This window comes from Mycobacterium sp. ZZG, assembly GCF_054786995.1.
The window spans coordinates 86,333-112,415 of record NZ_JBTBFV010000009.1 but is presented as its reverse complement, the minus strand read 5'-3'; the positions used below and the strand labels follow the sequence as shown (position 1 = coordinate 112,415).

Here is a 26,083-nt window from a genome sequence, read left to right as displayed (position 1 = left end):
GAAAGAGGGTAGAGCCCAGTGCCCGTCCCGTCGTCATTGCTGCGACCCCGTGACGCCGACGCGGTGCGCGCGGAGTTGCGCCGTATCGCGGTGCTCGGTGACGTCCCGGTGCTGTTCGGCGGCGAGGTGCACGGCGACACCCTGCTGATCACCGAGTACCACGGAGTGCGCACCGGCGGGCTGCGCGGACTGGCGGTGCGGTCGAACTCGGGGCTGGGCGGGGCCAGCATGGTTGCCGGCCGTCCGCTGGCGGTGGCCGACTACCGCAACGCGTCCAGCATCACCCACGACTACGACGGACCGGTGCTGACGGAGGGCATCCAGTCGGTGCTGGCCGTACCGGTGCTGGTCGACGGGCGGACCCGGGCGATGCTGTACGGCGCGTACCGCACCGGCGCGCCGGTCGGCGGCAGGGTGGCCGACATGGTGGTGGACGCCGCGCGGCGGCTGAGCGAGGAGTTCCGGATCCGCGACGAGGTGGACCGCAGGCTGCGGTTGCGTGACGCGCACGCGGCCAACCTCGGTGACGGTCTGGTCGGAGCCGAGCGGATCCGCGAGGTACACGCCGAGCTGCGGCGGCTGGCCGTCGACGCGCCCGCAGAGCTGCAGGACAGGCTGCGCGAGCTGGCCGAGAAGCTGTCCGGCGAGGCTGACGAGACCGGCGCCGCACCGCTCACCCCGCGCGAGCTCGACGTGCTGGCACAGGTCGCCCTCGGGTGTACCAACGCCGAGGCAGCGCAGCGTCTTTCGCTCAAACCCGAGACTGTGAAGAGCTATTTGCGCAGTGCGGCCACCAAACTGGGCACCCGCACCCGCTACGAAGCGGTGTCGAAGGCACGGCGGCTACGCCTGATCCCCTGACCCCCCGCCGAAATCGCATTCCACGCGCGTCAAGTCGCGATTCAGCCACGTGGAATGCGATTTCGGCGGGAGTCAGAGGGCGATCCAGCCGAGGTTGGGGGAGCCGATGCTGCCCATCCACAACCGGCCGCCGCCCTCGACCAGGCCGGTCACCATGCTGAATCGGGGATGGGTGGTGCGCATGCCCGCGACGGCCTGCCCGCTGTCGGGATCGAACGCCACCACCCACACCACAGCCTTCGGCTTGGGTTGCAATCGGGAGGGTAACCGCCACAGCGCCTTTCGGAGGATGGGCGGGCCGGCCGCGAGCCGGTCGGCCAACGGGTTGGCCGGGGTCACCATCGCACACCAGATGCGGCCGTTCGCGCCGGTGGACAGATTGTCCGGCATCGCCGGCAGATTCACCGCCAACGGTGTCACAGTGCCGGCTTTCGGCCCGGTCAGCCAGTACTTCGACAGCCGGCGGCCCTGGGTCTCGGCGAACACCAATGCCGAGCCGTCGGCGGTCGGCGTCAACCCGTTCGCGAAGTACAGCCCGTCGACGAGCGTGGTGACCGTGCCGTCGGGGTCGAGTCGGTGCAGCGCCCCACGGCCGCGGGCCTCCAGGATCGCCCCGAGGTAGTCACCCACGGTGAAGGCCGATGTGGACTCCGTGAAATAAACTGTGCCGTCGGCTGTTTCAGTGACGTTCGAGCAGAAGATGAGCCGACGTCCGTCGATCGAATCCACCAGTGTCTCGACGGGCCCGCTCATGGTGTCGACGGCCAGCAGTCCGCGCGGGCTGTCGGCCACCAGCTATCGTCCGTCGCCGCCGAACGCCAGTCCCAGCGGGCGGCCACCGGTGTTCGAGACCACCTCGGGTGAGGTTCCGTCGGGCCGCAGCGCCACGATGCCGCCGTCCAGCGCGCCGGTCCACAGATTGCCGTCGGCGTCGACGACGACGTCCTCCGGTTCGCCGCCCGGCACCGGCACCAGCGTGAGATCGGCGGGCCCGAACTCCGGCAGCGGTTGTACCGGCGGCGGCTGCCACCGCACCGGGTCGATCGACGGCTTCGGCGTCTGCATCATGCCGACCTTAGCGTCCGGACCTGGAAAGGTGCGCAGCGAGAACCTCGGCCGAAATCGCATTCCACGCGGTTCCTCCTCGGGATGTGCCGCGTGGAATGCGATTTCGGCGCGGCGGTTTACATACGGGCCGACGCCTCGCCGAGCACGCCGCGCAGCACGTCGTAGATCGCGTCGAACTCGGCCTGCCCGGAGATCAGCGGCGGGGCCAGCTGCACCACTGGGTCGCCGCGGTCGTCGGCACGGCAGTACAGGCCGGCCTCCCACAGCGCCGGGGTGAGGAAGCCACGCAGCAGCCGCTCGGACTCCTCGTCGTTGAACGTCTCCTTGGTGGCCTTGTCCTTGACCAGCTCGATGCCGTAGAAGTAGCCCTCGCCGCGGACGTCGCCCACGATCGGCAGGTCCAGCAGCTGCTCCAGCGTCGCGCGGAACGCCGGTGCGTTCTGCTTGACGCGGTCGTTGAGCCCTTCACGCTCGAAGATGTCGAGGTTGGCCAACGCCACCGCCGAGGACACCGGGTGCCCGCCGAAGGTGTAGCCGTGCCCGAACACGGTCTGGCCGTCGTTGAACGGTTCGAACAGCCGGTCGCTGGCGATCATCGCGCCGATCGGGGAGTAGCCCGACGTCAAGCCCTTGGCGCAGGTGATGATGTCCGGTACGTAGTTGAAGTCGTTGCACGCGAACATCGAACCGATGCGCCCGTAGGCGCAGATCACCTCGTCGGAGACCAGCAAGACGTCGTACTCGTCGCAGATCTCGCGGACCCGCTCGAAGTACCCGGGCGGAGGCGGGAAGCAGCCGCCCGCGTTCTGCACCGGCTCGAGGAAGACGGCGGCGACGGTGTCTGGCCCCTCGAATTCGATGGCCTCGGCGATCCGGTCGGCGCAGTAGCGGCCGAAAACCTTTTCGTCGTGCGCATATTCGGCGGGCGCACGGTAGAAGTTCGTGTTCGGCGCGCGAAACCCGCCGGGCACCAACGGCTCGAACGGCGCCTTGAACGCGGGGATGCCGGTGATGGACAGGGCGCCCTGCGGGGTGCCGTGATACGCGATCGAGCGGGACACCACCTTGTGCTTGCCCGGCTTGCCGGTCAGCTTGAAGTACTGCTTGGCCAGCTTCCACGCGCTCTCGACGGCCTCGCCGCCACCGGTGGTGAAGAACACCCGGTTCAGGTCCCCGGGCGCATAACCCGCCAGCCGTTCGGCCAATTCGACCGCGGTGGGGGTGGCGTAAGACCACAGCGGAAAGAACGCCAACTGCTCGGCCTGCTTGGCGGCGGCCTCGGCGAGCTCCTTGCGACCGTGGCCGACCTGGACCACAAACAGGCCCGAAAGGCCGTCGATGTACTTGCGGCCCTTGTCGTCGAAGATGTGCACACCCTCGCCGCGGGTGATGATCGGAGGGGTGATACCTGCGCCGTGGCGGGCGAAGTGACCCCACAGGTGGCGGTTGGCCTTGGCGGCCAGCTCGGTGCCCGCCTTCTGTTCGGTTTCAGAAATGATCGTCATCGTGTACCCCAATTGTATTGCTGCTTAACAAGTTTCAGATAAACAAGGGTTTCGGTGGATATCACTCCCGGTATGGCGCGGATCTGCGTGTTCAGCAGTTCCAGTAAATGGTCGTCGTCTTCGCAGACGACCTCGGCGATGGCGTCGAACGAGCCGGCGGTCAGCACGACGTAGTCGACCGATTCCATCGTGGCGAGCTTCTCGGCGATCTTGGTGGTGTCCCCGGTGCACTTGATACCGATCATCGCCTGTCGGGCGAATCCCAGTTGCATGGGATCGGTGACGGCGACGATCTGCATCACCCCGGCGTCGACCATGCGCTGCACCCGCTGACGCACCGCGGCCTCGGACAGGCCGACGGCCTTCCCGATCCCGGCGTACGAACGGCGGCCGTCCTGCTGCAGCTTCTCGATGATCGCCTTGGACAGTTCGTCGAGCTGGAAGGCGGCACCCGGGCGAGACTCGTTCACGCGGAACGAGACAGGGCCGACGGCATGCGGTATCCCCAGGTTAGCCATGCCAGTGATTGTGCACGGAATCCGTCGTCACAGGCAACCATCACCATGAAATCACGCGTATCAAGCCGCTCACGATGCAGTAATGCGTAGCTTCGACGCGGCGGGCGCGATAGCGTTGACGCCATGACCACAGTTTCCTCCCCGCCCGTCCTGGCAGGCAGCTGGATCGACGGAGCCCCCGTCAATACGCGGGGACCGGCTCATCACGTGATCAACCCCGCGACCGGCGCGCCCGTGGCCGAATACGCGTTGGCTCAGCCCGGCGACGTCGACGCCGCCGTCGCCTCGGCGCGCGCCGCGCTGCGCGGCTGGTCCACAGCCACCCCGGCCGAGCGGTCGGCCGTGCTGGCCAGGCTCGCCAAACTGGCCGACGAGGCCACCGCGGACCTGGTCGCCGAGGAGGTCAGCCAAACCGGCAAACCCGTGCGGCTGGCCACCGAATTCGACGTGCCCGGCAGCGTCGACAACATCGACTTCTTCGCCGGGGCGGCCCGCCACCTCGAAGGCAAGGCCTCCGCGGAGTACTCAGGTGATCACACCTCCTCGATCCGGCGCGAGGCCGTCGGCGTGGTCGCCACCATCACCCCGTGGAACTACCCGCTGCAGATGGCGGTGTGGAAAGTGCTGCCGGCGCTGGCCGCGGGCTGCTCCGTGGTGATCAAGCCCGCCGAGATCACCCCGCTCACCACGCTGACGCTGGCCCGGCTGGCGGTCGAGGCGGGACTGCCGCCGGGGGTGTTCAACGTCGTGACCGGGTCCGGAGCCGACGTCGGCACCGCGCTGGCGGGGCATGCGGGCGTCGACATGGTGACGTTCACCGGTTCGACGCCGGTGGGACGCAAGGTCATGGTGGCGGCGGCCGCACACGGCCATCGCACACAGCTGGAGCTGGGTGGCAAGGCCCCGTTCGTGGTGTTCGACGATGCCGATCTGGACGCCGCGATCCAGGGTGCGGTCGCGGGTGCGCTGATCAACACCGGCCAGGACTGCACGGCCGCGACGCGGGCAATCGTCGCGCAGCCGCTGTACGACGACTTCGTCGCCGGGGTGGCCGAGGTGATGGGCAAGGTGGTGGTCGGTGATCCCCACGACCCCGACACCGACCTGGGGCCGCTGATCACGCTCGCGCACCGGGCGAAGGTCGCCGGCATGGTCGAGCGGGCGCCCGGGGAGGGCGGACGGATCGTGACGGGCGGGGTGGCCCCGGACGGCCCCGGGTCGTTCTACCGGCCGACGCTGATCGCCGACGTGTCGGAGTCGTCCGAGGTGTGGCGCGACGAGATCTTCGGGCCGGTGCTGGCGGTGCGTTCGTTCACCGACGACGACGACGCTCTTCGGCAGGCCAATGACACGGCCTATGGCCTGGCGGCGTCGGCGTGGACGCGTGATGTGTACCGCGCGCAGCGGGCGTCACGCGAGATCCATGCCGGCTGCGTGTGGATCAACGACCACATCCCGATCATCTCGGAGATGCCGCATGGCGGATTCGGTGCGTCGGGCTTCGGCAAGGACATGAGCCAGTACTCGCTCGAGGAATACCTGTCGATCAAGCACGTGATGAGCGACATCACCGGCGTGGCCGACAAGGATTGGCACCGAACGATTTTCACCAAGCGCTAGGCCCCGCGGAATAGCATTCCTGGTCGCTGGCGAAGGCCGGATCGCAGCCAGGAATGCTATTCCGCGGCGGCTCAGCCGTTGGCGCCCGCGGCGCCGGGAGCGCCGCTGGGGCCCGGGGTACCGCTGCTGAAGTAGCCCCTGCCGCGTGCCCCGCCTTCACCGCCGGCGCCCCCGGCGCCGCCTGTGCCGGCGTTTGTGTCGATGGACGCGCTGCCCCCGTCGCCTCCGTTGCCGCCGTTTCCGCCGGCGCCGCCTGCGCCGGGTCCGTACAACGAGGCGGAGCCGCCGGGACCGCCAGTACCGCCTGCCCCGCCGCCCCCGCCATTTCCAGCGTGCGCATCGCCCAGCGCGGCGCCGCCGGAGCCGCCGGCCCCTCCCGCGCCGCCCGCGGCGCCGTCACTCGCGTTGATAGGGGAGAACTCGCCTTCCCCTCCGTTGCCGCCCTTCCCGCCGGTGCCGCCGTCGCCGGCTCGTCCGCCGGCGAGCGCAGCGCCGCCGACTCCGCCCGCGCCGCCTGCGCCACCGGGCCCGCCGTCGAAGTCGTTCAGGTCGCGAAGGCTCTTTGTGCCGCCGTTACCGCCGTTACCTCCGGCGCCGCCCTTGCCGGCGATGCCGTCGGGAGCCGCGGCGCCACCGTCGCCGCCTCGGCCACCCACGCCACCGCGTCGGGCATCCTGGGCGCCACCCTTGTAGCTGCCCCCGGCCCCGCCTGTGCCGCCCGCGCCGCCGGCGCCGGATGTGCCGGAGGTGCCGCCGCCCAGCGCGGTTCCGGCGACCCCGCCGTTGCCGCCTGCGCCGCCGTTGCCGCCTGCGCCGTTGGTCTCGTCGCGTCGTCCCCCGCCGCCGTCACCACCGGACGCGCCCGCGCCGCCGGCACCGCCGTTGCCGGAGTGGCCGTCACCGAAGAGGTTGCCGCCGTTACCGCCGGCGCCACCGGCACCACCTCTTCCGGCGCGTCCGCCCCACCCCCATCGGCCGGCACTTGCGCCGGCACCACCGGCGCCCCCGTCGCCGCCCTTGCCGGCGGTACCACCCGCAAGGTTCTCGGTGGAGCCGGCAGAGCCGCCCCGCCCGCCGTTTCCGCCATCTCCGCCGTCAGCATCGCCGATGCTGAACAAGCTGTCCGCGGGTCTGGCGCCTCCGGCTCCGCCGCGACCACCGGCACCTGCGTCGCCGCCGACACCGCCGTCGGGGGCGCTCCCACCGTTCCCGCCGTTGCCGCCGCGACCCCCGGATCCGCCGATTCCGGGGATGTTCCTGACGTTGAATCCCGGAATTCCGGCAGCGCCCCCGTTGGCGGCGTCCCCGCCGGTGCCACCCTTGCCTGCGACGCCACCGGCGAACGAGGCACCGCCGTTGCCGCCATTGCCGCCATCGCCCGCCGCGCCGCCGTTGCCTGAACGGCCGGAGATGTCTGAGTCCGAAGACGCGGATCCGGCATTACCTCCGGCCCCGCTCTTTCCGCCGTCGCCGCCGTGGCCCGCGATGCCGCCGCCGGACGCGGCCCCGCCGTCGCCTCCTCGGCCGCCGTCACCGCCATGTCCCCCGTTGCCTGCGGCGCTTGTGTATGGCGCTACCGGCCCCAAATCTCGCTGTGCGTCGCCCCCCTCTCCGGCTGCGCCCCCGCTACCGCCGGCGCCGGCGTTACCTGCGGTGCCTCCGTTGTAGGCGGCCCCGCCGTCGCCGCCGGCGCCTCCGCGGCCGCCATGGGCGCCGATTCCGGCGTCGTAGCTGGTAATGCCGCCGATCGCCCGGTCGGCGTCGGCGCCCGAGCCCCCTTTACCGCCTGACCCGCCGACCGCACCGAGGCCGCCTGCGCCGCCGGTACCGCCGCTGCCGGCAGCGCCGCCCTTTCCGCCCACACCGCCGTCACCGCCCGCGCCGCCGCTGCCGGAGACGAACTGGAGGCCGGCGACGGCGGCGGGGTAGATACCGGAGCGGCCGTCTCCTCCATTGCCGCCGTTGCCACCGGCTCCGCCCTTGCCGCCGTTACCGTTCCGGCCGCCGGCTGCACTGTTGCCGCCCGCACCGCCCGCCCCTCCGGCACCTCCGGCGAAGCCCGAGCCACTGACCGCGCCGCTGTTCTGTGTGCCGTTCGCGCCTGCGCTTCCGGAACCGCCGTCACCTCCTCTGCCGCCGCGGCCGGCATTTCCGGCCGTGCTTGCAGCGCCGGCACCGGTACCTGCGTTGCCGCCGGTGCCTGCGTTGCCGCCGTTTCCACCTGCGCCGCCGTTGAAGCCTGCGCCACCGGTGTTGCTGCCTGCGCGGCTGCCCTTACCGCCGTCGCCGCCGCTGGCGGCTGCGCCGCCTCGCCCGTTGACGCCCCCCACACCGGCCTTTCCGCCGTTGCCGCCGTTTCCACCTGCGCCACCGGCGAATCCGTTACTCCCGGCCTGTCCGTTGCCGACGGCGGCGCCGTCCGCGCCGTCACTGCCGTCGGCGCCGCCGCCGCCATCACCGCCGTTACCGGAGTTGCCGGTGAGCCCCGCGGCGCCCGCGCCAGCACCAGCCTTCCCGCCGTCGCCGGCGTCACCGCCGTCGCCGCCGGAGCCACCGTTGAGGCCGGCTCCGCCCATGTGCGTGCCCGCTCGGCCACCACTGCCGCCGTAGCCGCCGTTGCCACCACGGCCGCCGTCGCCGTTGACACCGCCCACCCCCGCTGCGCCGCCGGTGCCGCCGTTTCCACCTGTGCCACCGGCGAATCCGTTGTTCCCGATCCTTGCCGGGATGGCATTCGCGCCGTAGCTGCCGTTACCGCCGTTGCCGCCGGTTCCACCGGTGCCCGCGTTTCCGGTCAGTCCCGTTGCGCCGGAGCCGGTTCCGGCGCTGCCTCCCGCTCCTGCGGCACCTCCTGCACCTCCGTCGCCGCCGTTGAAGCCTGCGCCACCGATGTGGTAGCCGGCATTGCTGCCGTTGCCGCCCGTGCCCCCGGTGCCGCCTTCGCCTCCATGACCGTTGGTGCCTCCGATTCCCGCTTCGCCGCCGGCCCCGCCGTTTCCGCCTGCGCCGCCGGCGTATCCGGGGTTGCCGTCCTTGCCTGCGGCAATCCAGTCCCCGTTGTCGCCGCCGCTTCCGGCGCCGCCGTTTCCGCCGTTACCCCCGTTGCCCGCGTTTCCGACGAGTCCGGTTGCGCCGAAGCCACTTCCGGCGTTACCGCCGGCTCCTGCGGCACCCCCTGCGCCTCCGTCACCACCTCGAAAACCGGTCGCGCCGGCGTGCGTGCCGGCACGGCTGCCGTCGCCCCCCCGGCCGCCCTCGCCGCCCTGTCCGCCGTTGCCGTTGACGCCGCCGGTTCCGGCATTGCCGCCGTTACCTCCGGAACCTCCTGCGCCGCCGATGAATCCGGTGTTGCCGTCACGACCCTTGCCGACGGGGCGGCCATCAGCCGCGTCGCCACCGGCGCCGCCGGCGCCACCCGTTCCTCCCGTTCCGGCGTTGCCGGCGGCGGCGCCGAGGCCGCCTGCAGCGCCGCCGGTTCCGGCATTACCTCCGTTGCCTCCTGTGCCGCCGGCGATACCATCGCCGCCGAGGGTGCGGGCGTCGGCGCTGTCGCCGCCGGCACCGCCCTGGCCGCCGTTGCCGCCTTGTCCGCCGTCGCCGTGGGCGCCGCTGATGCCCGCGCCCAGCGCTGTTCCGGCGGCACCTCCCGTTCCGCCCGCACCACCGGTTGCGCCGTTGCCGCCGCGACCGCCGGCGCTGCCGGGACGCATTGCGGCGCGGGCATTTCCGCCATTGCCACCATATCCGCCCGTGCCACCCGCACCGCCGCGCCCGCCGTTGCCGGCGGCCGTACCGCCGAGCCCGCCCGCGCCGCCGGCGCCACCACCTCCGCCTATCTCGCCGGAGGCTGCGTCTTCTCCGGCATCGTCGGCGTCGTCGCCATCGAGCCCGGTGCCGCCACGGCCACCGGCACCACCCGCCCCGCCGTCGCCGAGCTCGCCGGCGTTACCGCCGGAGCCGCCTGCCCCGCCGAGACCGGCTTCCGAATCACCGGCCGCGTCGCCGCCGTTGCCGCCGTTGCCGCCAGTGCCGCCGTTGCCGATAAGAGTGCCGCCGTTTCCGCCCCGTCCGCCTGCGCCGCCGGTGCCGCCGCCGTCGCCACCGTCTCCGCCGAGACCACCCGCACCGCCGTCACCCGCTTCTCCGGCGTCGGCTCCGGCCCCGCCGATGCCTCCTGCGCCGCCGTCGCCGGTGATCGACTGCTCGCCGACGTCGCCGCCGCGTCCTCCGTCACCGCCTCGGCCGCCCGGGATCGCGGCCTCTGCTCCGTCGCCGCCGCTGCCGCCGTCACCGGCGAGTAGGCCGCCACGTCCGCCGTTGCCGCCTCGGCCGTTGTTGACCGTGGCGACTCCGTGACCGCCGTTGCCGCCGTTGCCGAAGAAGCCGGCGTCGCCGCCAATGCCGCCGTTGAATCCGTTGCCGCCGTTGCCGAACAGGCCGCCGTTGCCACCATTGCAGGCCAGGCCCGCGTTGCAGGTCTCGGCAGTCCAGGAGTATCCGTTGCCGATCAGCCAGCCGCCGTCGGGGTTGTCGGCGGTGCCGTTTCCGAACAGCCGGCGCACCACCTCGTCATCGTCGGCGGCAGCGTTGTAGCCCGTGAAGGTGATGTGTGATCGCTGACTGACGACGGGTGACTCGGTACGGCGATAGAACGCCCAGAGTCCCTGCAGCAGAATGGTATTGAGCGTACGCGGTTCAGGAGTGGTCTTGACGTCGAACAGTGCCACCGTGCCGGAGGGGACGTCGCGAACGGGGCGGGCGTCATGCGTGGCGCCGCCGCCGGCTTTGGGTTCGGGGGTGACGGTGGGTACCGGCCTCGCGATTGCGTTCTCTTCTGCGGCCTCCGGTTCGGCGATGGCCTCGTCGGTGTCGTCGGACGAGGCGTCGTCGGCCTCGTCGGTGTCGTCGGACGAGGCGTCGTCCCGATCCGGCGGGTCCTGATCGTCCTCCGATGTGTCGACGTCGTCCGGTTCCTCCCTGTCCTCCTCCGCGGCGTCGGTGGCGTCGGTGGTGTCGTCGGCGTCGTCCGAATCGGCCGCGGTTGCGCCGTCGGCTGCGGCGGAGTCCGGCGAATCCGACCGCGACGATGGTTCGTTCGTGCTCGACGCGTCCTCGTCGGCCCACGCAGTCGGTGCAGCAACCACCGCACCGCCCAGTCCCAACACCGCCGCCGCAGCACCGACCCGAACGACATCCATCGCCTTAGGCATAAATTTCCCCCGAGATCCCGAATTTGACTGCAGACGACGCAGTAGCTGAGCAAACGAAACTGACCCTGTATGACGAGTCGGTCAGCGGAGGGAGTTACGACTGAACAGTAGCTCTACGGTTACGACAATTCTGGATCGCGAGACCTAAGCAAATTAGCTAGAAAGTCTATCCTGGACGTATTGGCGTGCGCCTGCCGTAAAGTCCGCAAGACAGTGCGGTTGCACCGCGAACGTGTACCTCCGGTAGTAGTCGCGCGCGCGAGCTACCCCACGGGTGGATGTTTGTGAGGAGTTCTGCCCCTAGGAGAGTGCTGAATTAATCGGGCGTGGCGGCGGGGCTTGTGGCTGTGCTCTCGAGATGATTGAGGCATGCAGGGACGCTCTGATGATCAGCGGGAGTTGTTGGATGCCGAGTCGGTGGCCGGGCATCTTCTGAAGTCCGACAGCATGTTTGCCTTCCTGGCCGCCCACCGTGACGAGCTGTTCCCCGAAGCGATGTTCGCCGATCTGTTTCCCTCAGGTCGGGGTCGTCCGAGCGTGCCGGCTGAGGTGATGGCCTCGGTGATCACCCTGCAGGCCCTGCACGGCCTGTCTGACAACGAGACCGTGGACGCGGTCACCTTCGATCTGCGCTGGAAAGCCGCGTGCGGGCTGCCGGTGACCGCGACGGCGTTTCACTCCACCACGTTGACCTATTGGCGGCGCCGACTGGCCGGCTCGGACCGACCCGATCGCATCTTTGAGGCGGTCAAAGCCGTCGTCGCGCAGACCGGGGTGCTGGCCAAGAAAACACGGCGGGCGTTGGATTCCACCGTGCTCGATGATGCGGTGGCCACCCAGGACACCGTGACCCAGCTGATCGCCGCGATCCGCCGTGTGGGCCGCGAGGTGCCCGGCGCCGGTGAGGTGATCGCCGCCCGGTGCGGCGCCCATGACTACACAGACCCAGGCAAACCGGTCATCGCGTGGAACGACAAGACTGCCCGCGACCAGCTCATCGACGCCCTGGTCGGTGATGCCCACCGGCTACTGGGGTATCTGCCCGACCAAGATCTGGGTCCGCGTGCCGCTGAGGCGGTCGCGTTGTTGGCGTTGATTGCCGGCCAGGACGTCGAACCCGTGGAGGGCTCTGATGGCACCGACGGGCACTGGCAGATCGCCCAGCAGGTGGCCGGTGATCGGGTGATTTCCACTGTCGACCCTGAGGCCCGCCATGCCCACAAGACAGTGCATCGGCGCCAGGATGGGTTCAAGGCCCATATCGCGGTTGAACCCGATACCGGGATCATCACCGACTGCGCTCTGACCAAAGCCAGCGGTTCAGACAATCATGAGGGTGTCATCGGGTTGGGGTTGTTGGCCGGGGAGACCCGCAGGGTGCGGGTGCTCGGTGATTCGGCGTACGGCACCAACGAGATGCGCGCGGGGCTGGCCGATCTCAAGCATGTCGCGGTGATCAAACCGATCCCGCTGCGTCCGGCTGTACCGGGTGGGTTCACCATCGAGGACTTCACCGTCAACCTCACTGAACGCACCGTGATCTGCCCGGCCGGGCTGACTCGCACGATCACCGCGGCCGGCAACGCCGTGTTCGGTGTCGCGTGCCGCGACTGTGCACTACGGGCTCAGTGCACGACCGCCGTGAAAGGCAAGACCGCGAGGATCTCACCGCACTACCAACTGCAACACACCGCACGCACGCAGTCCCGAAAAGCGAAGTGGATCAACGAGTACCGACAGCATCGCCCGATGGTGGAACGCTCGATCGCCTGGCTGACCCGTGGCAACCGCAAAGTCCGCTACCGCGGCGTCACCAAGAACAACCACTGGCTGCACAATCGCGCTGCCGCACTGAACCTGCGCCGCCTGATTACGCTGGGCCTGACCCACGACGGAACGACCTGGGCCATCGCCTGACCCGGGATTTCAGGGCCTTGCCTCACCGAGGACCGCGTGCCAGGCTCAACTACGGCGGGGTGACCCTCGAATCTGTCGCCCTTCGGGTCTGACTTCAAACCACGCGCCACAAAGCGCTCTGAGGCACCCTGCCCCAAAACACCCTTAATTCAGCAGTCTCCTAGCCGTCCTCGCGCGGCACCACGATCACCGGCACGTCGACACCGGCCAAGATCCGCGCGGCCGTCGACCCCAGGAAGATCCGGCGCGGTGCGGCGAACCGGCTCGACCCCACAACCAGCAGATCGCCGTCATCCCAGCGCAATTTCTTCAACGCCGACTCCAGCGTCATGCCGTCGGCGACCAGCGACTCGATGTCCGGCGCGTCGGGCAGGGCGCGGGCGGCGAGCGCCAGGTTCTCCTCGGCGGCCTCGCGCTGCAGCGCCCGCACCTCACGCGCGCTGCCGGCCTCGGCGAGGTTCTCCGCCGACACCAGCGACAGCATCCGGATCCGCAACTCACCCGCCGAGGCCAGCGCGATCGCGAACGGTAGCGGGTTGTCGTCGCCGGGCCGGGTGGGCACCGCGACCGTCAGCTTCAAGAACCTGTCGTCGGGGTCCTCGGCGTACCCGCGCGGTGCCAGCGCCACCGGGATCGACGACGAGTGCAGCAACGCCCCGGTCACCGGGCCGATGGTGTGCCTGCCGAAGAACCCGTCGCGGGCGCCACCGACGACGATCAGATCCGAGGACTTCTGCTCGGCGAACTCGACGAGCGTCTGCGCGAACGATTCTCCGACGATCACCGACGACCCCGCGGTGACCCCGTCGGCGGCCAGCGCCGCCACCGCTTTCGCGACCCACTGTTCACCGCGCTCGACGAGCAGTCGCTGATACTCCAGCCGCCCCGGGTGCCCGTCGGGCAGCTCCTCCCGCACCACGACCACCACGTCGACCTCGGCGCTGAAGGTCCTGGCCAGTGCGCTGGCCAGTGCGATGCCGTCGTCACCGGTCGGTGTCGCGAGGTATCCCACTGTCAAATGCATTGCAAGACCTGTCTTTTAGTAGATATCAAGAACCTTGACCTCGGTGCTCGCATTGAGCGTCTCACCGCGGAAGAACCGCTTGGTGCCGAAGGCGAAACACGCCAGCATCAACGGGATGCCCAGCACCAGCATCCCGACCCCGAGCACGAACACCCCGCCCAGCGGGCCGAACGCGGTGTAGCCGTAGTCGGGCTGGATCATGTCATAGGCGCTCTGGAAGAACGCCCGCGTCATCGCCAGCGCCCCGAGGAGCGGAAAAACCCCGTGGAAGAACAGGTTTCGCGTCGAACTGAACACCGAGCGACGGAAGTACCATACGCAGGCGTAGGCGGTGATGCCGTAGTAGAACGCGACGGCCAGGCCCAGGGACGCCACCGAGTCGGCCAGTGCGTTCTCCGACAGGAATGTCAGGAGCAGATAGAAGAACAGGGCCGAAGCGCCCATCACCATGGTGCCGAACGCCGGTGTCATGTACCGCGGGTGCACCGAGGCGAACCGCTTCGGAATCGCTTCATAGACCGCCATCGACAGCGTTCCGCGGGCGGTCGGCAGGATCGTGGTCTGGGTCGACGAGAGCGCCGACACCGACACCGTGAGCAGCAGCGCCGACGCCGCGATGGTGCCTGCGACCGGTTCACCGAGCACGGTGAGCACGTCGTCGGTGTTGTTCGGGTTGTTCAGCCCGATGCCCACTTCGCTGAACCCGGCGAACGACTGGATCGCGAACGCCACCAGAACATAGGTGCACACCAAGATCACCGTCGTGATCAACGCGGCGATCCCGGGGGTGCGGCCGGGATCCTTGGTCTCCTCGCCGACGGCCAGGCATGCGTCCCAACCCCAATAGATGAAGATGCACAGGATCACCGCGGCAGCGATCGACGACATGTCCAGCCCGGCGGGCCACAGCCACGACAGCTGCGGGGTGATGGCCTGCGCCCCGGCGGTGCCGGAGAACACCCGGACCAGCGCTATGACGCTGACCACGATCAGCACACCGAATTGGATCGCGATCAACACGTTCTGCACCCGCTCGCTGACCACGATGCCGCGTGCCGACAACAACGTCATCGCGATGATGAAGAACGATCCGAGAGTGACTTTCGCGAACACGTTCTCGGCGAGGTCATCGAGGCCGAGGAAATTGAATAGGTAGATCGCCGCGATCTCGGCGACGTTGGCCAGCACGATGATCGCCGAGACCGCCAGCCCCCAGCCGCCGATCCAGCCGATCCACGGTCCGAAAGCCTTGGTGCCCCAGGTGAATGTGGTGCCGCAGTCCGGGGTGTCCTGGCTCAGTTCCTTGTAGGCGAATGCGACCAGCAGCATCGGGATGAACGCCAGCAAGAACATCGCCGGCGCCTTCTCGCCGACGGCCAGCACGACGTATCCGAGCGTGGCTGCCAGGCTGTAGGCCGGCGCGACAGCCGCCAATCCGATGACGACGTTGCCGACCAGTCCGAGTGCCCCGGCCTGCAGGCCTTTGCCGCCCACCGCAGGGGTCGGCGGCTGCTCCTTGATAGCCATTGGCGCAATATACGGTTCGGGTGCACGCCACACTTCTGGTACGGCAAATTCATTGCCGCCGCTGGTCTTTGCCGCCGACGGCGCCGGTTCTAGACTCGTGCCATGACCGTCAGCGCGCGGGCCGGGGAGTTCGAGCGGCTACGGCCGCAGCTGCTCGCGGTGGCGTACCGGTTGACCGGCACGCTGGCCGATGCCGAAGACATCGTGCAGGACGCGTGGTTGCGCTGGGATGCCCACCGTGCGACGGCGATCGAGGACCTCAAGGCCTGGCTGACGACGGTGGTCAGCCGGCTCGCACTGGACCGGTTGCGCTCGGCGGCGCACCGTCGTGAGACCTACATCGGAGAGTGGCTGCCCGAGCCGGTGGTGACCGGACTCGACGGCGCCGACCCGCTGGCCTCGGTGGTAGCCGCCGAGGACGCCCGGTTCGCGGCGATGGTGATGCTGGAGAACCTGACCCCGGATCAGCGGGTCGCGTTCGTGCTGCACGATGGTTTCGATGTGCCGTTCACCGAGATCGCCGAGGTGCTGGGGTCGTCAGCGGGATCGGCGCGCCAGCTCGCCTCCCGCGCCCGCCGCGCGGTGTCGGCCGCACCGCCGCCTGCCGCCGAACATGCCGAGGTGGTCGGAAAGCTGTTGGCGGCCATGACATCTGGTGACCTGAACCAGGTGGTGGAGCTGTTGCATCCAGATGTCACGTTCACCGGCGACTCCAACCGCAGGGCGCCCACCGCGGCACGGGTGATCCACGGCAGTGAGAAGGTCGCACGTTTCCTGCTCGGCCTGCAGCGGCGCTACGGCGCGCAGCGCCTGCTCGAGCGCGGTGTGCTCGGACTGGTCAACGGTGAACTCGGGCTGTACTCACCCGGCGCCGACGCCACCGACGACGGTCCCGCGATCGCGCCGCGCATCCAGGCGCTCACCGTCCACGACGGGCGGGTGGTGGCGATCTACGACATCGCCAATCCCGATAAGTTCACCGCCTCACCGCTGAGGTAGCCGCGGCTAGGCCGAACCCGTCCACGGCACGCGGCACGCATCGCCGGAGCTGAAGCCCTGCTCGGTGATCCCCAGGGCGGCGTTCATCCGGGCCCGCATGTTCTCCACGCCGATCTGGTAGGTCAGCTCGATCACCCCGTCGGCGCCGAACCGGCGACGCAGATCGGCCATCTGCTCGTCGCTGACGGTGTGCGGGTCGCCGGTCATCGCCGCGGCGTAGCCGATGGCCGCGCGCTCGTCATCGGTGAACCGCGGCGAGGTCGCGTAGTCGTCGATCTCGGTCAGCCGTGCCATGTCCAGGCCGTCGAGGCGCATCAGCATCGCGCCGAAGTCGACACACCATGAGCAGCCGATCTGCCGGGCGGTCCAGTACACGGCCAGTTCGCGCACCGCGGCGGGCAGCGTCGAGGACGCACGCTCAAGCATCCCCTCGTGCACCGCGCCGGCCAGCAACAGGCGCGGGTGGTGGGCGTAGATCGCGAACGGTTCGGGCACCTCGCCGAAGCGGCGTCTCGCGTAGCGCCACATCAACCTCGTCAGCAGCGAGGCACGGCCGGGGGGCAGGGGTTCGATACGTGCGGTCATACCTGTCAGACGACGTGCGGGTCCGATGTGTGACAGAAGACGGACGTTTCGTCCCGGCGTGTTTCCCTGCGATGCCGTCAGGGAAGACGCTGGGGTCAAAGGCCGGCGCGGGAGCCGGCGGTGATCGAGAGAAGGCGCCGTCTGCTGCACCGAATCGCCCTGTGGGCCATTGCGGCACCTCGCCGCATCGTGGCCGTCGCAGGCCTGGTCATGGTGGCCGCGGCGGTCTTCGGCGTGCCGGTCGCCGGAAGCCTGACCGCCGGCGGCTTCCAGGATCCGACGACGGAGTCCGCGCGCGCGACCCGCACCCTCGTCGAGACCTTCGGCCGCGGCGAGATGCAGCTGCTGTTCACCGTCACCGATCCGCAGGGCGCCGACGCCCCCGCGGCCCGCGCCACCGGAGAGGACATCGCCGAGCGCCTCCGCGCCGACCCCGCCGTCATCGCGGTGACCTCCCCGTGGACGGCGCCGCCCGGGCAGGCGGGCGCGCTGACCTCCGAGGACGGCCGCACCGGACTGGTGATCGCCGAACTGCGCGGCGACGAGAACGTCGCGCCCCGCCGCGCGCAGGCGCTCGTCGACGAGGTGAACGCAACGGTGGCGCCCCGCCACCAGGGCGTCACGATCCTCGCCGGCGGATCGACGATCGTCTACGCGCAGATCAACGCCCAGACCCAGCGTGACGTGCTGGTGATGGAGGCAATCGCGATCCCGCTCAGTTTCCTGGTGCTGGTCTGGGTGTTCAAGGGTCTGCTGGCCGCGGCGCTGCCGGTGGCGGTCGGAGGCCTGGCAATCGTCGCGACGATGTCGGTGCTGCGCCTCACCGCGATGGGCACCGACGTGTCGATCTTCGCGCTGAACCTGGCCACCGCGCTGGGCCTGGCGCTGGCCATCGACTACACGCTGCTCATCGTCAGCCGCTTCCGCGACGAGGTGGCCGCCGGGGCTTCCCGGGAGACGGCGCTCGTCACGACGATGACCACGGCCGGGCGCACGGTTTTGTTCTCCGCGCTGACGGTCGCGCTGTCGATGGCGACCCTTGTGGTGTTCCCGATGTACTTCCTGAAGTCGTTCGCCTACGCCGGCGTCGCGACCGTCGCTCTGTGCGCCGCCGCCGCCATTCTGGTCACCCCGGCCGCGATCATGCTCGCCGGCGACCGGCTCGACGCGTTCGACGTGCGCCGTCTGGTCCGGCGGGCCCCGGCGTACGACGGCCCGCCGCAGCAGAAGTTCTGGTACCGCTCGACGAAGTTCGTCATCGCGCGGGCGGTGCCGGTGGGGCTGGCCGGTGCTGCACTGCTGATCAGTCTGGGACTGCCGTTCCTCGGGGTGTCGTGGGGTCTGGCCGATGACCGCGTGCTGCCCGCGTCGGCGTCGGCGCATCAGGTCGGGGACATGCTGCGCACCCAGTTCAGCGACAATTCGGAGGCCGCGGTGACGGTGGTCGTGCCCGAAACGGCGGGGCTGGCGCCGCAGGACTTCGACCGCTACGCCGTGGCGGCGTCGGCGATCGCGGACGTGTCCCTGGTCAGCGCGCCGACGGGCACCTACGCCGACGGCCGCAGGGTCGGTCCGCCCACCGGCGCGGCCGGAGAGCGCAACGGCGCGGCGTTTCTGACCGTCGGCAGCACCGCACCGTCGTTCTCGGCGCAGTCCGAACGGCAGCTCGACGCGCTGCGCGCCCTCGGCGGGCCCGGTGGCCGCGCCGTCGACATGACCGGCCTCGCGGCGATCAACTCCGACAGCGTCGCGTCCATCACCGCGCGGTTGCCGATCGTGCTGGGCGCCATCGCGGCGATCACGTTCGTATTGCTGTTCCTGCTGACCGGAAGCGTCGTGCTGCCGGTCAAGGCACTGGTGCTCAACGCGCTGTCGCTGTCGGCGGCCTTCGGCGCGATGGTGTGGATCTTCCAGGACGGCCACCTCGGCGCCCTCGGCACGACGCCGACGGGAACGCTCGTGGTCAACATGCCGGTGCTGTTGTTCTGCATCGCGTTCGGCCTGTCCATGGACTACGAGGTCTTTCTGATCGCACGCATCCGGGAGTTCTGGCTCGCCAGCGGACGCACGCGCGAGGACAATGACGAAAGCGTGGCGCTCGGTCTGGCGCATACCGGTCGGGTGGTCACCGCCGCGGCGCTGATCATGTCGATCTCGTTCGGCGCACTCATCGCGGCCCAGGTGTCGTTCATGCGGATGTTCGGCCTCGGTCTGATGGTCGCGGTGCTGATCGACGCGACGCTGGTGCGGATGGTGCTGCTGCCGGCGCTGATGCATCTGATGGGCCGCTGGAACTGGTGGTCGCCCGAGCCGCTGGCCCGGTGGCACGGGCGTGTCACGGCAGGTCGCCGTCCTGCCGGTCGGCACGCGATGGGGCAGGTGGGGCGCCGGTCGGCGGTGGCGGAATAGACGGTGCCGAAATAAATGACGAATCCGACCCATCCGCCTCGGTGGCGGCTTCGAATGGAAGGCAGGCGTGGGTCGAGATGAGGAGGGGTCGGGCTTGAGCAGGGCAGAGAGTGCCGGCGTGCAGCTGGCGGAGCCGGGCCTGAGGGTCTGGCGTGACAACGTCCGTACCGCGGTGCGCGAACATCTGGAGACGTTCGTGCGCGGCGAATGTGTGGGCCGGCTGGACGGGGCCGGTGTCGACGTCGCCGGTGACCTGTTGTGCGGGTTCCTCGACGGCGGCAAGTATGTGCGTTCGACGTTCATGTACCTGGGTTGGTTGTGCGGCGCCGGTGAGGACGACGCGGCGCTGCGCGCGTCGGCCAGCCTGGAGTTGCTGCACACCTTCGCGCTGATCCAGGACGACGTGATGGACAACTCCACGCTGCGGCGGGCCCGGCCCACCGCGCACGTGGTGTTCGGCCGCTGGCACCGCGACCGCGGGCTGGCCGGTTCGGCGAGCCGGTTCGGCGAGTCCGCAGCGATCCTGCTCGGCGATCTGTGTCTGGTGTGGGCCGAGGAGATGTTGCGGCGCAGCGGGATCGGCGCCGACGCGCTGGCCCGGGTGCTGCCGCGCTACGACGACATGCGCACCGAGCTCGCCGTCGGTCAACTGTCCGATCTGCTCAACAGCTGCCAGACCTTCCCGACCCTTCCGGAGGTGCTCGACGTGCTCCGCCGCAAGTCCGGCAACTACACCGTGCGCCGTCCGCTCGAGCTCGGCGCCGCGATGGCCGGCTGCGACGCCGAGGTGTCCGATGCGCTGTCCCGCTACGGCGCGGCGATCGGGGAGGCGTTCCAGTTGCGTGACGACATCCTCGGCGTATTCGGAACCCCTTCCCTGACAGGAAAACCCGCGCGCAGTGACATGGAGGAGGGCAAGGCCACCAGTGTCATCGTCGCGGCCTACGAACTGGCCGGTCCGAGGTTGCGACATCAGCTCGCCGAGCTGATGAGCAGCCCGCAGGTCGACGCCGCGGACGTGGAGCGGTGGCGCACCCTGATCGTGGCCAGCGGCGCCGTCCAGTGGATCGAGGAGCAGATCGCCCAGCGCCACGACGCGGCGCTGCGCTTCCTCGACGGTGTCGCGATCCCCGACACCCCGCGCGCCGCGCTGGCCGAGATGGCCGTCGCCTGCACCCAGCGGGCCGCCTGATGCGGGCGCTCAGCGGGAAGACCGATCACATCGTCGTGGTCGGCGCCGGACTGTCCGGATTGTCGGCGGCACTGCAGCTGGCCGGCCGCGGCCGCCGAGTCACCGTGCTGGAACGCGGTGAACACCCCGGCGGACGGGTGGGCCGGGCCGACGTCCTCGGGTACCGGCTCGACACCGGACCGACCGTGCTGACCATGCCCGACATCATCGACGAGGCGTTCGCCGCCGTCGGCGAGTCGTTGGCCGACTGCCTGCCGATGGACCCCGTGCACCCGGCCTATCACGCCAAGTTCGCCGACGGCAGCGCGCTGCAGGTGCACACCGACGCCGCCGCGATGGCCACGGAGGTCGAACGGTTCGCCGGTCGTGCCGAAGCCGACGGCTATCTGCGGCTGCGGGACTGGCTGACCCGGCTGTACCGCACCGAATTCGACGGCTTCATCGCCAACAACTTCGACTCGCCGCTGTCTCTGCTGACCCCGTCCCTGGCACGTCTGGTCGCGCTCGGAGGGTTCCGCCGCTGGGAATCGGTGGTGCGCCGGTTCCTGCACGACGAACGCCTGCTGCGGGTGTTCACCTTCCAGGCCCTCTACGCCGGTGTTCCGCCGCAGAGCGCGCTGGCCGTCTACGCGGTGATCGCCTACATGGACACCGTCGCCGGGGTGTACTTCCCGCGCGGCGGCATGCGGGCGCTGCCCGACGCCATGGCCACCGCCGCCACCCGCGCCGGGGTTGACTTCGTCTACGGCGCAACGGTTTCCGACCTGGAGTTCACCGGGTCCCGCGCGAGCGCGGTGCGCACGTCAGGTGGTGAGCGGGTGCCGGCCGACGCGGTCGTGCTGACCACCGAGCTGCCCGACACCTACCGGTTGATCGGCCGCACACCGCGGCGGCCGCTGCGGCTGCGTCCCGCGCCGTCGGCCGTGGTCGCCCACGTCGGCTGCAAGGCCGTCGGCGATCGCGCCGGTCACCACACGATCCTGTTCGGCGATGCATGGACGCAGACCTTCCGCGACATCATCGACGACGGGCGTGTGATGGGGGATCCGTCGCTGCTGGTCACCCGGCCCACCGCGGGCGATCCGTCGCTGGCCCCGGCCGGCCGCGACCTGCTCTACGTGCTGGCCCCCGCGCCTAACACCGACATCGGCACTCTCGACTGGGACACCGCGGGAGCCGGTTACGTCGAACAGATGTTGTCGGCGGTGCGTGAGCGGATGCCCGGGGTCGGAGACGACGCCGAGCTGTTGCACGTCGTGACCCCGGCCGACTGGCGCCGGCAGGGGATGGCCGCGGGAACTCCGTTCGCGTTGGCGCACACCTTCTCTCAGACCGGGCCGTTCCGGCCGGCCAACACCGTGCGCGGCATCGACAACGTCGTGCTGGCCGGTTCCTCCACCGTTCCCGGTGTCGGGGTTCCGACCGCGATCCTGTCCGGCCGCCTCGCCGCCGACCGGATCACCGGTATCCCCGCCCGCCATCTCACCTCGGAGGTCAACCGCTGATGATCAAGACCGAGCTCGACGCCGCAGGTGTGCGCGACCCCGAATTGCGCGACGCCTATCGGCAGTGCCGCACCATCAACGCTCAGCACGGCAAGACGTTCTACCTGGCGACCCGCCTGCTGGCGCCCAAGCAGCGTCCCGCGGTGCACGCGCTGTACGGATTCGCCCGCGTCGCCGACGACATCCTCGACGACCTGGCCGGCACGGAGACCATCGAACAGCGCGCCGAGCGGCTGCAGCAGCTGTCGACCCGGCTGTTCCACTGCCTGGTCGACGAGAAGTCCTGTGACGGCGATCCGGTGCTGACGGCGGTGGTGCACACCGCGCGCAACTACGACATCGGCTGGGACCTGTTCGACGATTTCCTGGCGTCGATGCGGATGGACCTCACGGTGACCGATTATCCCGACCGGGCGGCCCTGGAGCGCTACATGTACGGCTCGGCTGAGGTGATCGGTCTGCAGATGTTGCCGGTGCTCGGCACCGTGGTCCCGCGCGAGGAGTCCGCGCCGTATGCCGCCGCACTCGGCAAGGCGTTCCAGCTGACCAACTTCCTGCGCGACGTCGACGAGGACCTCACCCGAGGCCGGGTGTATCTGCCGGCCGACGAACTGGCCGCGCACGGTGTGGACCGCGACCTGCTGCTGTGGTGCCAGGCCAACCGGCGCACTGACGGGCGGGTGCGCGCCGCGCTGGCCGAACAGCACGCCATCGCCCGGCAGGTGTACGACCAGGCCCGGCCCGGGATAGCCACGCTGGCGCCGCCGTCGCGTCCGTGCGTCTCGGCCGCGCTGACGCTGTACTCCGACATCTTGTCGCGCATCGAGGCGATCGACTTCGAAATCTTCGGTCGGCGTGCGACGGTGGGCAAGCCACGACGATTGGCCGTCGCCGTAGCGGGCATCGGTAAGGCGTGGGTGAACCGAATGCGACTCAGGAGAGTGTGAGGGGCAGCGGTGGCGCCACGTGCCCACATCCCGGTGCCATGTTCTGCGCTCGCGCTAGCCTGCCCGCCCGAAGGAGGATAAGTCTTGAGCCGGAACGGCTTTGATCGTCGACGCCAGACCTGGCCCGCCCACCCGGGCCGAAGCGCGTCGGGCGAAGCGCGGCCCCGCGTCGTCGTCGTGGGCGGCGGCATCGCGGGCCTGGCCGCGGCCACCGGACTGGTCGAGCGCGGTGTCGCGGTCGAGGTGGTCGAAAAGCAGGATTACCTCGGAGGCCGGGTGGGCGGCTGGTCGGACGCGCTGGAGGACGGCACGCCCGTCGCGATGAACCGCGGATTCCACGCGTTCTTCCGCCAGTACTACAACCTGCGCGCGCTGCTGCGACGCAGCGATCCCGGGCTGTCGGCGCTCACCGCGGTCGAGGACTACCCGCTGATCGACGGTGCCGGCCGGCAGGACACCTTCCGCGGGCTGCCGCAGACGCCGCCGCTGAACGCGCTGGCGTTCGCGTTGCGCAGCCCGACGTTCCGGTTGCGTGACCTGGTGCGGTTGGACGCCAAGGCCGCCGCCCCGCTGGCCGCGGTGTCGGTGCCCGAGACCTACGAACTGCTCGACGAACAGGACGCGGCCACCTTTCTGCGTGACATCAATTTCCCGGAGGCGGCCCGGCATCTGGCGTTCGAGGTGTTCGCCCGCAGCTTCTTCGCACGTCCGGAGACGTTGTCGGCGGGCGAGCTGGTCACCATGTTCCACATCTACTTCCTCGGCTCCAGCGAGGGGTTGATCTTCGACGTCGCTAACGCGAATTTCGATGTCGCGCTGTGGAATCCGCTGCGCCGCTACCTGGAGGGCCGTGGGGTGGCGTTCCACACCGGCGCCGAGGTGCAGACGGTCACCGTCGGTGACGGGGTGACGGTGGCGGGCCCGGACGGCCGGGTGTGGTCCGGGGACGCGGCGGTGCTGGCCACCGATGTCGGTGCGCTGCAACGGCTGGTGGCTGCCTCGCCGGATGTCGGCGATCCGGGATGGCGCCGCAAGGTCGCCGCGATGGGCACCGCGCCGCCGTTCGTGGTGCTGCGGCTGTGGCTGGACCGCCCGGTGCGCGGCGACCGCGCCGCGTTCGTCGCCACCGGGGGCCGCGAGCCGCTGGACAACATCAGCGTGCTGGAACGCTACGAGCGCGAGGCCGCCGAATGGGCCGCGCGCACAGGAGGTTCGGTGGTGGAGCTGCACGCCTACTCGGTCACCGAAGGTGATGACGACGTGCGCGGCACCCTGATCGCGCGCATGCACGAGCTCTATCCCGAGACCGCCGCGGCATCGATCGTGGCGGAGCGGATGCTGCGTCGCGCCGACTGCCCCCGTTTCGCGCCGGGGGATTTCGCGGACCGGCCCACGGTGTCGACGCCCGATCCGCGGCTGGTGCTCGCCGGCGACGGCATCCGCATCGACCTGCCGGTGGCGTTGATGGAACGCGCGGCGACAACGGGCTGGACGGCGGCCAACGAGTTGCTGGCCGGCTTCGGCCTGACCGGACACACCCTGCACACCGTGCCGAACCAAGGCCGCTCGACGGTGCTGCGCCGGCTGGCGACCTCGGCCGGGAGTGTGCGATGAGCGCGCTGTCGGGTCTTCGGGCCGCAGTGGCGAAGGCGTGGCCGTTCGAGGTGGTCCCGTCGACGTCGTGGTCGGCCCAGACCCCCACCTACCAGGACGCCAGCCCGGCGCTGATCAACGCGGCGCTGCAGCGGGCGTTGCGCCGCCCCGGCGGCAACTGGTTCGTGATCGCGGCGAGCTCGGACATCACCACCAAGGCTTTCGGCACCTCGGTGGCCGGCCGGGCGCTGGTGGCCTGGCGCGGCAGCGACGGCGGCCTGCTGGTGGCGCCGCGCGCCTGCCCGCACCTGGGCGCCGACCTGGCGACCGCGCCGGTGGACTGCGGCACCCTGGTGTGCCCATGGCACGGGCTGCGGCTGGGCGAGCGCCGGCACGGGACCTGGAAGCCCTATCCCGCGCACGACGACGGTGTGCTGTGCTGGGTGCGCCTGGACCCCGATCCCGATGACGCGGACAGCCGGCTCTCGGGCCCGACCGAGGCGCCCGTCGTCCCAGCTCGGCCCGGGGAACCGGCGCTGGCCGCGGTCACCCGGTTGGAGGGCGTCTGCGAGCCGCGCGACATCGTCGCCAACCGTCTGGACCCCTGGCACGGCGCGTGGTTTCACCCGTACTCGTTCACCCAGCTGCGGGTGATCAGCGCACCCGCCGTCGACGACGAACTCACCGACGACGACGACCGGTTCCTGGTCGAGGTCACGTTCCGCATCGGCCGGTTGGGCGTGCCCGTCATCGCCGAGTTCACCACACCCGGACCGCGGACGGTGGTCATGCGCATCGTCGAGGGCGAGGGCCGCGGCAGCGTCGTCGAGACCCATGCCACCCCGCTGGGCCCCGGACCGGACGGTCGGCCCCGCACCGCGGTGATCGAAGCCGTCATCGCCCACTCCGACCGGCCGAACTTCGGCGTCGGGCTGGTCGCGGCGCCATTGATCCGGCCGTTGATGCGCCAGGCCGCCACCCGGTTGTGGCGCGACGACCTGGCCTACGCCGAACGGCTCTACGAGTTGAGGTCGTAGCCGCCGTGTCCGATTCCCGCCTTGTCCAGCAACGGAACCTGTTCGGTGGCCCACGGGCTGATCGCCCACCCGAACTCGGCAGCCGCCCGCAGCTGCGCCCACGGCACCCACACGTGGTCGGCGACCTCGTCAGGAGCCGGGCGCACCGGACCCACCGCGCGGCCGCAGAACACCGGGCACACTTCGTTCTCCACCACGCCGTCGGCGGCCACCGCGTAATAGCGGAAATCGGGCAGCACGCACCGCAGGTCGGCGATGTGCAGCCCGAGCTCCTCGCCCACGCGGCGGGTCACCGCGTCGGTCAGCGATTCGCCGGGGGCGGGGTGCCCGCAGCAGGCGTTGGTCCAGATGCCCGGGAACGTGCGCTTGTGCAGTGCCCGCCGCGTGAGCAGCACGCGGCCGGCGCCGTCGAACAGGTAACAGGAGAACGCCAGATGGAGCGGGGTGGACGCGTGGTGGACCTGCGACTTGGGCGCTGTGCCGATGCTCTGGCCGTCGTCGTCGAGAAGGACCACCAGCTCGGCGGTGTCGAGGGTGTGCATAGCAGTGATTCGGCGCCGGCGCGG

17 protein-coding genes and 1 pseudogene are annotated in these 26,083 nt (G+C 70.2%); 10 read left to right on the top strand and 8 right to left on the bottom strand.

What is annotated here, in order from left to right:
• The first annotated feature begins 18 nt into the window (after positions 1–18).
• A complete protein-coding gene (locus tag ACXMYJ_RS08260; RefSeq protein ID WP_260757546.1) occupies positions 19–861 on the top strand; it encodes a helix-turn-helix transcriptional regulator in 843 nt (280 codons plus the stop codon).
• A 72-nt stretch (positions 862–933) separates the two neighbouring features.
• Here the strand turns inward: ACXMYJ_RS08260 and ACXMYJ_RS08255 are convergent.
• From ACXMYJ_RS08255 to ACXMYJ_RS08245, 3 genes and pseudogenes are all read right to left on the bottom strand, one after another.
• Positions 934–1,929 (bottom strand): annotated as a pseudogene (locus ACXMYJ_RS08255) (SMP-30/gluconolactonase/LRE family protein).
• A gap of 116 nt (positions 1,930–2,045) precedes the next feature.
• Positions 2,046–3,434, bottom strand: coding sequence for an aspartate aminotransferase family protein (locus ACXMYJ_RS08250; protein WP_260757548.1), 1,389 nt, complete (start codon positions 3,432–3,434; stop codon positions 2,046–2,048).
• The gene (locus tag ACXMYJ_RS08245; RefSeq protein WP_260757549.1) at positions 3,431–3,952 is read right to left on the bottom strand and encodes an Lrp/AsnC family transcriptional regulator; all 522 of its coding nucleotides are present in this window, start codon (positions 3,950–3,952) and stop codon (positions 3,431–3,433) included. Before ACXMYJ_RS08245 ends, ACXMYJ_RS08250 begins: the two co-directional genes overlap by 4 nt.
• Before the next feature lie 123 nt (positions 3,953–4,075).
• Here ACXMYJ_RS08245 and ACXMYJ_RS08240 point away from each other — a divergent pair, with 123 nt between their 5' ends.
• On the top strand, positions 4,076–5,572 hold the full coding sequence (locus tag ACXMYJ_RS08240) for a gamma-aminobutyraldehyde dehydrogenase (RefSeq protein ID WP_260757550.1): 1,497 nt from the start codon (positions 4,076–4,078) through the stop codon (positions 5,570–5,572).
• A gap of 71 nt (positions 5,573–5,643) precedes the next feature.
• Here the strand turns inward: ACXMYJ_RS08240 and ACXMYJ_RS08235 are convergent, their stop codons facing one another.
• Positions 5,644–10,770 (bottom strand): PE family protein, encoded by a 5,127-nt coding sequence (locus ACXMYJ_RS08235; RefSeq protein ID WP_460355306.1) that lies wholly within the window; start codon positions 10,768–10,770, stop codon positions 5,644–5,646.
• Positions 10,771–11,151: 381 nt separating this feature from the next.
• Here ACXMYJ_RS08235 and ACXMYJ_RS08230 point away from each other — a divergent pair, with 381 nt between their 5' ends.
• A complete protein-coding gene (locus tag ACXMYJ_RS08230) occupies positions 11,152–12,699 on the top strand; it encodes an IS1182 family transposase (protein ID WP_460355303.1) in 1,548 nt (515 codons plus the stop codon).
• 160 nt (positions 12,700–12,859) lie between these two features.
• Here ACXMYJ_RS08230 and ACXMYJ_RS08225 read toward each other — a convergent pair whose 3' ends face one another.
• Complete coding sequence (locus ACXMYJ_RS08225) at positions 12,860–13,723, bottom strand: universal stress protein (RefSeq protein WP_260757552.1); 864 nt, start codon at positions 13,721–13,723, stop codon at positions 12,860–12,862.
• Between the two features lie 15 nt (positions 13,724–13,738).
• Positions 13,739–15,250: an APC family permease gene (locus ACXMYJ_RS08220; protein WP_460355300.1), complete on the bottom strand. Its 1,512-nt coding sequence runs from the start codon at positions 15,248–15,250 to the stop codon at positions 13,739–13,741.
• Positions 15,251–15,352: 102 nt separating this feature from the next.
• Between ACXMYJ_RS08220 and ACXMYJ_RS08215 the strand changes: the two genes are divergently transcribed.
• Positions 15,353–16,249, top strand: coding sequence for a sigma-70 family RNA polymerase sigma factor (locus ACXMYJ_RS08215; RefSeq protein ID WP_443187620.1), 897 nt, complete (start codon positions 15,353–15,355; stop codon positions 16,247–16,249).
• Positions 16,250–16,255: 6 nt separating this feature from the next.
• On the opposite strand, the gene ACXMYJ_RS08210 is transcribed toward ACXMYJ_RS08215, so the two are convergent.
• Positions 16,256–16,834 carry a carboxymuconolactone decarboxylase family protein gene (locus ACXMYJ_RS08210; RefSeq protein ID WP_460355298.1) on the bottom strand — a complete coding sequence of 193 codons (579 nt, stop codon included), beginning with the start codon at positions 16,832–16,834 and terminating at the stop codon, positions 16,256–16,258.
• 141 nt (positions 16,835–16,975) lie between these two features.
• On the opposite strand from ACXMYJ_RS08210, the gene ACXMYJ_RS08205 reads away from it, so the two are divergent.
• The 6 genes from ACXMYJ_RS08205 (at position 16,976) to ACXMYJ_RS08180 (ending at position 25,517) form a co-directional block, all read left to right on the top strand.
• Positions 16,976–19,243 carry an MMPL family transporter gene (locus ACXMYJ_RS08205; protein ID WP_460355340.1) on the top strand — a complete coding sequence of 756 codons (2,268 nt, stop codon included), beginning with the start codon at positions 16,976–16,978 and terminating at the stop codon, positions 19,241–19,243.
• A gap of 94 nt (positions 19,244–19,337) precedes the next feature.
• Positions 19,338–20,435: a polyprenyl synthetase family protein gene (locus tag ACXMYJ_RS08200; protein WP_396885244.1), complete on the top strand. Its 1,098-nt coding sequence runs from the start codon at positions 19,338–19,340 to the stop codon at positions 20,433–20,435.
• Positions 20,435–21,940: a phytoene desaturase family protein gene (gene crtI / locus ACXMYJ_RS08195; RefSeq protein ID WP_260757557.1), complete on the top strand. Its 1,506-nt coding sequence runs from the start codon at positions 20,435–20,437 to the stop codon at positions 21,938–21,940. The genes ACXMYJ_RS08200 and crtI overlap by 1 nt, the downstream gene beginning before the upstream one ends.
• On the top strand, positions 21,940–22,887 hold the full coding sequence (locus tag ACXMYJ_RS08190) for a phytoene/squalene synthase family protein (protein WP_260757558.1): 948 nt from the start codon (positions 21,940–21,942) through the stop codon (positions 22,885–22,887). Before crtI ends, ACXMYJ_RS08190 begins: the two co-directional genes overlap by 1 nt.
• Positions 22,888–22,971: 84 nt before the next feature.
• Positions 22,972–24,501, top strand: coding sequence for an FAD-dependent oxidoreductase (locus tag ACXMYJ_RS08185; RefSeq protein ID WP_460355293.1), 1,530 nt, complete (start codon positions 22,972–22,974; stop codon positions 24,499–24,501).
• Positions 24,498–25,517: a Rieske (2Fe-2S) protein gene (locus ACXMYJ_RS08180; protein WP_260757560.1), complete on the top strand. Its 1,020-nt coding sequence runs from the start codon at positions 24,498–24,500 to the stop codon at positions 25,515–25,517. Before ACXMYJ_RS08185 ends, ACXMYJ_RS08180 begins: the two co-directional genes overlap by 4 nt.
• Here ACXMYJ_RS08180 and idi read toward each other — a convergent pair.
• Complete coding sequence (gene idi, locus ACXMYJ_RS08175; RefSeq protein WP_260757561.1) at positions 25,499–26,059, bottom strand: isopentenyl-diphosphate Delta-isomerase; 561 nt, start codon at positions 26,057–26,059, stop codon at positions 25,499–25,501. The genes ACXMYJ_RS08180 and idi overlap by 19 nt on opposite strands.
• Positions 26,060–26,083: the final 24 nt, after the last annotated feature.

Excerpts from the sequence above, each read along its gene's own strand:
- ACXMYJ_RS08240 (WP_260757550.1), top strand. The coding sequence starts at position 4,076 with ATGACCACAGTTTCCTCCCCGCCCGTCCTGGCAGGCAGCTGGATCGAC.
- ACXMYJ_RS08180 (WP_260757560.1), top strand. The coding sequence starts at position 24,498 with ATGAGCGCGCTGTCGGGTCTTCGGGCCGCAGTGGCGAAGGCGTGGCCG.
- ACXMYJ_RS08220 (WP_460355300.1), bottom strand. The coding sequence starts at position 15,250 with ATGGCTATCAAGGAGCAGCCGCCGACCCCTGCGGTGGGCGGCAAAGGC.
- ACXMYJ_RS08225 (WP_260757552.1), bottom strand. The coding sequence starts at position 13,723 with ATGCATTTGACAGTGGGATACCTCGCGACACCGACCGGTGACGACGGC.
- ACXMYJ_RS08210 (WP_460355298.1), bottom strand. The coding sequence starts at position 16,834 with ATGACCGCACGTATCGAACCCCTGCCCCCCGGCCGTGCCTCGCTGCTG.
- crtI (WP_260757557.1), top strand. The coding sequence starts at position 20,435 with ATGCGGGCGCTCAGCGGGAAGACCGATCACATCGTCGTGGTCGGCGCC.
- ACXMYJ_RS08235 (WP_460355306.1), bottom strand. The coding sequence starts at position 10,770 with ATGGATGTCGTTCGGGTCGGTGCTGCGGCGGCGGTGTTGGGACTGGGC.
- ACXMYJ_RS08215 (WP_443187620.1), top strand. The coding sequence starts at position 15,353 with ATGACCGTCAGCGCGCGGGCCGGGGAGTTCGAGCGGCTACGGCCGCAG.
- ACXMYJ_RS08245 (WP_260757549.1), bottom strand. The coding sequence starts at position 3,952 with ATGGCTAACCTGGGGATACCGCATGCCGTCGGCCCTGTCTCGTTCCGC.
- ACXMYJ_RS08230 (WP_460355303.1), top strand. The coding sequence starts at position 11,152 with ATGCAGGGACGCTCTGATGATCAGCGGGAGTTGTTGGATGCCGAGTCG.
- ACXMYJ_RS08250 (WP_260757548.1), bottom strand. The coding sequence starts at position 3,434 with ATGACGATCATTTCTGAAACCGAACAGAAGGCGGGCACCGAGCTGGCC.
- idi (WP_260757561.1), bottom strand. The coding sequence starts at position 26,059 with ATGCACACCCTCGACACCGCCGAGCTGGTGGTCCTTCTCGACGACGAC.
- ACXMYJ_RS08190 (WP_260757558.1), top strand. The coding sequence starts at position 21,940 with ATGATCAAGACCGAGCTCGACGCCGCAGGTGTGCGCGACCCCGAATTG.